We start from the raw sequence: 8375 nt of genomic DNA, 5'->3' as shown, positions 1-8375 counted from the left end.
TATCCCTCCCCACAAGGGGGAGGGAGGGCATGGGCGTTGCGCTATTTTGGCAATCGGAAGTGATCCATGTCGCAAGAATCCAGCCTGAAGCCCGAGATCAGCTTCGCCGATTTCGACAAGGTCGAAATCCGCGCCGGTACGATCGTCGAGGCCGAGCCCTATCCCGAGGCGCGCAAGCCGTCGATCAAGCTCCGGATCGATTTCGGCGCGCCGCTCGGCATCAAGAAATCCTCGGCGCAGATCACGAAGCACTACGAGCCGGCGGACCTCGTCGGTAAGCAGGTCATGGCCGTGGTGAATTTTCCGCCGCGCCAGATCGGCAAGTTCATGTCGGAAGTGCTGACGCTCGGCTTTCCCGACGAAGAGGGCGAAGTCGTGCTCGGCGCGATCGACAAGCGCGTGCCTGATGGCGGGCGGCTGTTCTGAGCTCGACTAGCAGCCGCCCATGTCTCCCAGTTCCGCAAGTCCGCACGCGACGCCGCCGATCACGTCGGTGACGGTGTTCAGGGAGTTGGCCATTCCGCGCGCCGCCGATTCTGCGGCACGCGTCGATCGCCAGCCCTGCGGCGTCAGGACGAAATGATCTTCGATCACTTCGCTTTGCGTCGCGTTCGCATCGTCCAGGAAGGCTTGCATGATGTCGCCCTGGATCGAATTGCCCAGAATGCCTTGCATCGCACGCGACATGCCCATCTGCAGGGTCAGCACGCGCGTGCATCGGTAGCCGCCATCGGCTGCCGGTGAACAGCCCTGTTTGCGGACGCTGATGATCCGCATCTCGACCGACGTTTCGGGGATCAGGCCGTACGTGAACGATCCGTCGCGCGCGCTCGTGCCGTACTGGCTGTATTCGCGCGCGACCGCGAGTGCGATCTCGTCTTCCGTCGGCTCGGGATAGGTCGCCGGAACGACGAGGACGCCATCGGCATCGGCCAGGCTGCGCTCGTAGGGCGAGAAACCGGCCAGCAGTTCCTGCCGCTGGAAATGGGCTGCGCGGTCGCCCAAGGCCGCGGCGATCTGCGGGTTGTCGTCATCCACGCCGGCGATCACATGGCTTTCCATCAAGGCGTCGAAGGCGGGCTTTTCTTCCGTCGCGGCGATCATCGCCGCCAGATCTGCGGCATGCGTGCCGACGTCATTGCCGCGCCGCTCGCTGAATGCCGCCATCGCGGCGGCGACCTGCGGTCGATCCTGATAGCGTCCATAGTCCAGCATGAAGCGGCCATACCAGCGCCGGCCCGCCTCGATTGCGGCAAGGCCGCTGCCGAACCCCTCGATGGCCTGCGCTTCGCGCGCCATCAGTGTCGTCAGGATACCGTCCTCGATCCGGCGGGTCTCCGCGATGATCGCGTCACGCGCCGCCGGCTCCATGTCGGCGAAGACGGGCGCGAGTTCGTCGGTTGCCTGTGCCAGGGATGCGAGCGTCGCGACTTCTTGTCGTTCAGTTGAGACTGTGGCGAGCCTCGCCTTGGCGAAACTCGGACCGGACGCGCGCCGGGCTGCAACGAGAGCCTCGTTGAAGCGCTGCAGGTCGCCCGGCATCAGCGCGGCAAGCTGCGTCTCGCCTTCCGGTCCCAGCGCGACCGCGGTCGCATACGACGCCGGCGAGGGATCGCCCACTGAGGCGAGCGCGTCGTCGCGCCATGCCCGCGCGGCGCGCACCGCCGACAATTGCTGCATCACGCCTTCGAACGGGTAAGTGCCTTCGCGCGCGCCAAGCGCATGGGTTGCGCCTTGCGACCAGCGCATCGCACGGCGGATGATCGGGTTTTGCAGGCAGCCGCGATAGATGCGTTCGTCGATGGTTTTCCGCTCGGCATCGGCCATCTCGTCGAACGGCTTGCCGGCGAATGCGATGAACCGCGGATCGTCGAGAAGATTGATTGCCTTTTGCTGGATGATGTCGGCGCCCATGCGCATGACGAGCGCTTCGGGATAATCGTCGTGGAGCAGGCGCATCCAGCCCACCGCCTCGGTGCAGAATGCCGAGAGTTCGGGAGCGGGGAAGTCCTGCGCTGCATAGGGCCAGTCCCAGATGTCGCGGCCATTGGGATAGGTGTCGACCCAGGCGAGAACCGCATCGAGGCCTTCGCTGCGCTCCGTGCGGGTCAAAGTGAACGGTTCGCAACTCGCGCCGTCGAAGCTGCCGGTGATGGTCTGCCCTGTCTCGTCCAGACTGAACGTGCCTGAACTGAACGTCATGCCGGGAACCGACTTGTCGATCCGCGACCCGATGAGAACCATTTGCCAGCTTCGCGGGTCTTCCGTGCCCGCGACGTCGAAGCCGCCGCGCTTGATAGCATCGAGCGGTCCGCTTTCCGCCGTCCAGGCCGACATGAACCCAACCACGGTCCCGGCAAACCCGGCATCGAAGACGAATTCGAGCGGACCTTTGCGCCCTGCGAGCCGACAGTCGAATGCGCCGCGCCAGAAGCCGATGAGTGCGTGCGGAGCTTCGCCCGGTGGTGTCAGAAGCGCGCCGGCGCTCTTGCGCGCGGCATCGACGATCGTGGCAAGTTCGGCGCGCGTGGCCGTCCAGTCGCGCGGCGGCCGACCGGCCTGGCTGTCCATCCAGTCGATCCAGCCGACGTAATGCTCGCCCATGCAGGCGACATCGATGCCGCACCGTTCGAGGTCGCGCTGGTGGCGTTCCAACTGCCGGGCCAAGCGCTGGATGCGCTGCGGGCGCCCCTGGTTCGCTGCCGCATGCGCGTCGATGAGGTCGGCGAGTTCGCGATCGAGCAGGACAAGCGGGGGATGTGCGCAGAGCGTCGTGTGGGCGGGCGTGGCAGCCGAAGCGCACTCGACCGTCCCTTCTGCCGATGCAGCGGGCGTGCCGATCCAGAGGAAGACGAACGCAAGAAAGGCAAATCCGCATCTCATGACACGAACCGATCCGTTGCGGATGATGGGCGAGAATGTTCTGCGGCGCCGGCACGGTCAATCGGCGCGGCTCTAGCCTTTTGGAGCTAAAGAGGATGAAGTCGTGCTCGGCGCGATCGACAAGCGCGTGCCGGATGGCGGGCGGCTTTTTTAGCCGTCCTCCTCACGTCGCGACCGGGCGGCGTGCCATTCGCGGTCGATCCTGCCTTCCTCGGCCTTGTGGAAATATTGCGAGCACACCAGCCAGCCCTTGAGCGGGCGCAGGAGCGCGGCGCAGCAGGCCACGATCAGCGGCAGGGTCGTGATCACATGCACCCAGAGCGGCGGCTCGAAATTGACCTGAATCCATACCGCGAAGGCGAGTGCGGGCACGCAGGCGAGCGACATGGCGAAGAAGGCCGGACCGTCGGCCGGGTCGGCGAAGGAATAGTCGAGGCCGCAGACCTCGCAGCGCGGGGCGAGCGACAGGAAGCCGTCGAACAGGTGCCCCTTCTGGCATTGCGGGCAGCGGCCCAGAATGCCGGTCTTCATCGGATTGTCAGTCGGATTGTAGGTCGCGTCGGTCATCGTCTTGCACTTTGCTGGCCATGACGGCTCGCATATCCGTGGCAGACATCGTTCGCCGCAACAATGCGGCAAGTCACCCTGCGGCACTATAGCAGGTTTCGCGCCTCAGCGCGCCCTAGGCCGGCACACGGATGACCGCGCGCAGGCCGCCGAGCGGGCTGTCGCCCAGCTTGATGTCGCCGCCATGGGCGCGGGCGATGTCGCGGGCGATGGAGAGGCCGAGGCCGGTGCCGCTGGCGTCCTGGTTGCGCGCCTCGTCGAGGCGCACGAAGGGCTTGAACACGTCCTCGCGGCGCTCGGCGGGGATGCCCGGCCCGTTGTCGTCGACGGTGACGGTCAGCGATCCGGCCGAATGGACGGCCGTTATCTCGACCTTCTTGGCGTAGCGGAAGGCGTTGCCGACGATGTTCGAGAGGAGCCGCGAAAAGGCGATCGGGCGCACGGTGATCTCGGGCCGGCCGGTGAGCTTGGTCGTCAGCTTACGCTTGCGCAGCTTGGCCTCGGCCTCCAGCTTGCCCAGGAATTCCTCGAGGTCGAAAAAGCCGGTGTCCTCCGACGCATCGCCCTTGGCGAAGGCGAGGTAGCCTTCCAGCATCGACTGCATGTCGTCGATGTCCTGCTCCATGGGCTTCGTATCCATCTTGGACCCGGCCAGCGCGAGCTGCAGCTTGAAGCGGGTCAGGATGGTGCGCAGATCGTGGCTGACGCCGGTCAGCATCGCGGTGCGCTGCTCGATCTGGCGCTCGATGCGCTCGCGCATCTGGATGAAGGCCTTGCCGGCGCGGCGCACCTCGTCCGCCCCGCGGGGCCTGAAATCGGAGGGCATCGGGCGGCCCTTGCCGAAGCTTTCGGCGGCTTCCGCCAGTTGCAGGATCGGGCGGATCTGGTTGCGCAGGAAGGCGATGGCGATGGCCAGCAGCACCAGCGACGTGCCGCCCATCCAGAGCAGGAAGATGTGCGTGTTCGACGCATAGGTCTGCGATCTTCGGGCGAAGACGCGCAGAACCTTGTCCTGCAATTGCACGCGGATTTCGACGACGTTGGAATTGCCGACCGTGTCGAGCCAGAAAGGCCGGTTGATCTGGCGGTTGATCTCCTGGCTGAGAAAATGGTCGAGGATCGAGAAGAACGGTTTCGGCCCGGGCGCCGGCAGGGGATCGGGCGGCAGGAGGTCGACCTTCAGGCCCAGCCGCTCCTGCGCGATGCGGATCGCGTTCGAGTAGTTGTCGCCCGGCGGATAGGTCTCGATCATGTCGATGATCGCGGCGATGTCGCGCGTGACGCCGGCCGAAAGGCGCATCGTCACCGTTTGCCAGTGCCGCTCCATGAAGACGAAGGCGACGATCGACTGGAACAGGATCATCGGCGCGATGACGATGATCAGCGAGCGCGCGTAGAGGCGCTTGGGCATATAGCGCGCGGCGCGGCGGGCCGTGCGCTGCCAGAGCGCGATCACGCTTTCGCCGAAGCTGGGCGCCGCCTCGCGGCTTTCGCCTTCCCGTTCCGTGATGTCCGAACTCGCCATCTTCACCTACCGCTCGTCCTCGACTGTAGGACAGGGCGAGGCGAAGCTCAAAGAAAAGCCGAGCGTGGCTATTCGACGCTCAGCCTGTAGCCGATGCCGCGCACGGTCTGCAGCCAGATCGGGTTGGACGGGTCCTTCTCGATCTTGCGGCGAAGGCGGTTGATCTGCACGTCGATCGTGCGCTCGCCCACTTCCGAGCCGTCGCCGACGAGTTCGTGGCGCGGGATCGTCTCTCCGGCGCGCTCGGCGAACATCGCCAGGATTTCCTGCTCGCGGTCGGTCAGGCGCAAAAGCTCGCCGCCGCGCTTCAGTTCGCGCCGGGTGATCTGGAACGTGTAGGGGCCGAAGACGATCTGCTCGACCTTGGGCGTGGTCAGCGGGCCGCCGCGACGCAGGATCGCGTTGACGCGCAGGATCAGTTCGCGCGGATCGAACGGTTTGGGCAGGTAGTCGTCGGCGCCGGCTTCCAGGCCCTCGACGCGGTTGTCGGTCTCCGACAGCGCGGTGAGCATGAGGATCGGAACGTCCTTTTCCTCACGCAGCGATTTTGTCAGTTCGACACCGGTCTCGCCCGGCATCATCACGTCGAGCACGATCAGGTCGAAATCGAGCCCGGCCAGTTTGCGGCGGGCTTCGGCCGCGTCGCCCGCGGCGGTGACGCGAAAACCGTTCTCGCCCAGATATTGCTCGAGCAGGCTGCGGATGCGCGTGTCGTCGTCGACGATGAGCAGATGCGGGGCATCGTCATCCAGAATGGAAGTGGTCTCGGTCATGAATGCTCCCTTCGATCCCCGCCCGAAAGTCGTTTTCTATCGCGTTGCTTCCGGTTCGGCGACCGCTTTATCCTGCACGTTTCCGGCGGCGTCGGGAAGCTGTTCGATCTGGGCGCGCAGGTCGGGATCGACCATCGCTTTCAGGAAGGTCTCGACCGTCTCGCGATCCTGCGTGTCCAGGCGCGTCAGTGCATTGGCGATACGGCGGGACTGTGGCGCGGCCAGCGCAAGCGCAAGGTCGCGCCCCTTGGCGGTCGGATAGAGCTCGCGCTGGCGCCGGTCGCGCAGGCCCTGGATCTGGACGATGTAGCCGGTGTCGATCAATTGTTTCAGCACCCGCGCAAGGCTCTGCTTGGTGATCTTGAGCACGTCCAGCAACTCGGCGACCGTCAGGCCCGGTATGCGGTTGACGAAGTGGACGACGCGGTGATGCGCGCGCCCGAACCCGGAGGTCGCCAGCAACTGGTCGGGATCGGAGGTGAAATCGCGATAGGCGAAGAAGAACAGCTCGATCATCGGGAAATCGATACCGTCATCGACCGTCAGCGGGGTTCGGATCGCCTTGGCCGTTTCGGCCAGTTTCTTCGCCATCATCGTATCGTCAGCCTAGCAGATTCGAAATTTATGTCAGCCTTGTTGACATAAATTGCACGGGCTTGTAATTTTTGCCAATCTTTTCGCCAATTGACGAACGAAAAGGCAAGTCGAAGCGGATTTTTCTGGAACTTCCTTCAATTTGCCACGCCGTCGCGCCAATGCGGACGAAACGCGACAGGACAAGAAACGCAGCTCTCAACGATCAGGGCAAAGGCCCGCGGGAGGTTACCATGGCATCCGTTCCCTTCGACCAACTGGACGGCCATATCTGGATGAACGGCGAATTCGTCAAATGGGCGGACGCCAAGATTCACGTGCTGACCCACGGCCTCCACTATGCCAGCGCGGTATTCGAGGGCGAGCGGGCTTATGGCGGCGAGATCTTCAAGCTGACCGAGCACACCGAGCGCCTGCATGAATCCGCGCGCCTGCTCGGTTTCAAGATTCCCTACTCCGTCGACGAGATCGACGACGCCTGCCGCGAGCTTCTGAAGAAGCAGGGCTTCCAGGACGCCTATGTCCGCCCGATCGCCTGGCGTGGCTCGGAGATGATGGGTGTTTCGGCGCAGTCGAACCGCATCAACTGCGCGATCGCAATCTGGCAGTGGCCGAGCTATTTCGATCCCGAGCAGAAGCTCAAGGGCATCCGCCTCGACCTCGCCGAATACCGCCGCCCCGACCCGCGCACCGCGCCGTCGAAGTCGAAGGCCGCCGGCCTCTACATGATCTGCACGCTGTCGAAGCACGCGGCGGAAGCCAAGGGCTATGCGGACGCCTTGATGCTCGACTGGCGCGGCCGCGTCGCGGAAGCGACGGGCGCCAACGTGTTCTTCGTCAAGGACGGCCAGATTCACACGCCGGACCCGGACTGCTTCCTCGACGGCATCACGCGCCGCACGGTCATCGACCTCGCCAAGCGCCGCGGCATCGAAGTCGTCCAGCGCGCGATCCAGCCGGAGGAGATGGAAGGCTTCACCGAGTGCTTCCTCACCGGCACGGCCGCCGAAGTCACGCCCGTCTCCGAAGTCGGCCCCTACCGCTTCACGCCTGGCGAGATCTCGCGCAATCTGATGAACGACTATTCCGCGGAAGTGCAGCCCAAGCACGCCATCGCGGCGGAGTAGGGCCAAGCGCCGACCCAGCGCTGCGACGGGCGACCGTCGCAGTTCTTCTTTCGGCATGGCGATCGGCATCGAGCGTCGAGGCCTGGATTCCTGTGCTCGTCACAGGAATCCAGGCCTCGCCATATCCACCCCACAACACCTTCCACCCTTGCAATCCGCCCTCATTCTCCTCAGGTAGAGCCCGACAAAGAGGAGACCATCATGGGTGAGATGAGAGCGGGGATCGTCCCCGTCACGCCGTTCCAGCAGAACTGCACAATCCTGTTCGACGAGGCGACGAAGCGCGGCGTCGTCGTCGATCCGGGCGGGGACGTCGAGACGCTGACGAAGGTCATTGCCGAAAACGGGCTGACGATCGAGGCCATCTGGCTGACGCACGGCCATCTCGACCATGCCGGCGGCGCGATGGAACTGAAGGAAGCGCTCGGCGTCGATATCATCGGCCCGCACGAGGCCGACGCGCCGCTCCTCGCCCGCATCGCCGACCAGGCGCGCAATTACGGCATCGAGGGCCTCGCCAACTGCACGCCCGACCGGTACCTGGCCGAGGGCGAGAAAGTCTCGTTCGGCGAGCACGAGTTCGAGGTGCTGCACTGCCCCGGCCATGCGCCCGGCCACGTCGTCTACTACAACCGCGCCGCCAGCTTCGCCCATGTCGGCGACGTGCTGTTCGCCGGCTCGATCGGCCGCACCGACCTGCCGGGCGGCGACCACGACACGCTGATCCGCTCGATCAAGGAAAAGCTGCTGCCGCTCGGTGACGAGATCGGCTTCATCTGCGGTCATGGGCCCGGGGGACGGTTCGGGGACGAGCGGCGGAACAATCCGTTTTTGGTGTGAGGTGGGGTGGGTTTCTGCGAAGCGGACCCCCACCCTTTATCCCTCCCCACAAGGGGGAGGGAGGGC

Annotated in this window: 8 protein-coding genes; 3 read left to right on the top strand and 5 right to left on the bottom strand. The window is 64.9% G+C overall.

All coding sequences use genetic code 11. The features are described from left to right. The first annotated feature begins 66 nt into the window (after positions 1-66). Positions 67-426: a tRNA-binding protein gene (locus tag ALII_RS0119630; RefSeq protein WP_024588920.1), complete on the top strand. Its 360-nt coding sequence runs from the start codon at positions 67-69 to the stop codon at positions 424-426. 6 nt (positions 427-432) lie between these two features. Here the strand turns inward: ALII_RS0119630 and ALII_RS0119625 are convergent, their stop codons facing one another. From ALII_RS0119625 to ALII_RS0119605, 5 genes are all read right to left on the bottom strand, one after another. After that, positions 433-2883 carry a hypothetical protein gene (locus ALII_RS0119625; RefSeq protein ID WP_024588919.1) on the bottom strand — a complete coding sequence of 817 codons (2451 nt, stop codon included), beginning with the start codon at positions 2881-2883 and terminating at the stop codon, positions 433-435. 150 nt (positions 2884-3033) lie between these two features. Next, positions 3034-3450 carry a DUF983 domain-containing protein gene (locus ALII_RS0119620; RefSeq protein WP_024588918.1) on the bottom strand — a complete coding sequence of 139 codons (417 nt, stop codon included), beginning with the start codon at positions 3448-3450 and terminating at the stop codon, positions 3034-3036. Between the two features lie 115 nt (positions 3451-3565). Then, complete coding sequence (locus tag ALII_RS0119615) at positions 3566-4975, bottom strand: ATP-binding protein (RefSeq protein WP_024588917.1); 1410 nt, start codon at positions 4973-4975, stop codon at positions 3566-3568. Between the two features lie 68 nt (positions 4976-5043). Beyond that, the gene (locus ALII_RS0119610; RefSeq protein WP_024588916.1) at positions 5044-5748 is read right to left on the bottom strand and encodes a response regulator transcription factor; all 705 of its coding nucleotides are present in this window, start codon (positions 5746-5748) and stop codon (positions 5044-5046) included. 36 nt (positions 5749-5784) lie between these two features. After that, positions 5785-6339, bottom strand: a complete 555-nt coding sequence (locus tag ALII_RS0119605; RefSeq protein ID WP_024588915.1) for a MarR family transcriptional regulator — start codon at positions 6337-6339, stop codon at positions 5785-5787. 236 nt (positions 6340-6575) lie between these two features. Between ALII_RS0119605 and ALII_RS0119600 the strand changes: the two genes are divergently transcribed. After that, a complete protein-coding gene (locus ALII_RS0119600; RefSeq protein ID WP_024588914.1) occupies positions 6576-7469 on the top strand; it encodes a branched-chain amino acid aminotransferase in 894 nt (297 codons plus the stop codon). A 201-nt stretch (positions 7470-7670) separates the two neighbouring features. Beyond that, positions 7671-8309, top strand: coding sequence for an MBL fold metallo-hydrolase (locus tag ALII_RS0119595; RefSeq protein WP_024588913.1), 639 nt, complete (start codon positions 7671-7673; stop codon positions 8307-8309). Positions 8310-8375 lie beyond the last annotated feature (66 nt).

This window comes from Aliihoeflea sp. 2WW (assembly GCF_000497755.1).
Lineage (GTDB): Bacteria > Pseudomonadota > Alphaproteobacteria > Rhizobiales > Rhizobiaceae > Aliihoeflea.
The sequence above is the reverse complement of the archived record's forward strand: the minus strand, read 5'-3'. Positions and strand labels throughout refer to the sequence as shown.

Bases quoted from the DNA above. Each gene is read 5' to 3' on its own strand.
- ALII_RS0119630 (WP_024588920.1), top strand. From the start codon at position 67: ATGTCGCAAGAATCCAGCCTGAAGCCCGAGATCAGCTTCGCCGATTTC.
- ALII_RS0119625 (WP_024588919.1), bottom strand. From the start codon at position 2,883: ATGAGATGCGGATTTGCCTTTCTTGCGTTCGTCTTCCTCTGGATCGGC.
- ALII_RS0119620 (WP_024588918.1), bottom strand. From the start codon at position 3,450: ATGACCGACGCGACCTACAATCCGACTGACAATCCGATGAAGACCGGC.
- ALII_RS0119615 (WP_024588917.1), bottom strand. From the start codon at position 4,975: ATGGCGAGTTCGGACATCACGGAACGGGAAGGCGAAAGCCGCGAGGCG.
- ALII_RS0119610 (WP_024588916.1), bottom strand. From the start codon at position 5,748: ATGACCGAGACCACTTCCATTCTGGATGACGATGCCCCGCATCTGCTC.
- ALII_RS0119605 (WP_024588915.1), bottom strand. From the start codon at position 6,339: ATGGCGAAGAAACTGGCCGAAACGGCCAAGGCGATCCGAACCCCGCTG.
- ALII_RS0119600 (WP_024588914.1), top strand. From the start codon at position 6,576: ATGGCATCCGTTCCCTTCGACCAACTGGACGGCCATATCTGGATGAAC.
- ALII_RS0119595 (WP_024588913.1), top strand. From the start codon at position 7,671: ATGGGTGAGATGAGAGCGGGGATCGTCCCCGTCACGCCGTTCCAGCAG.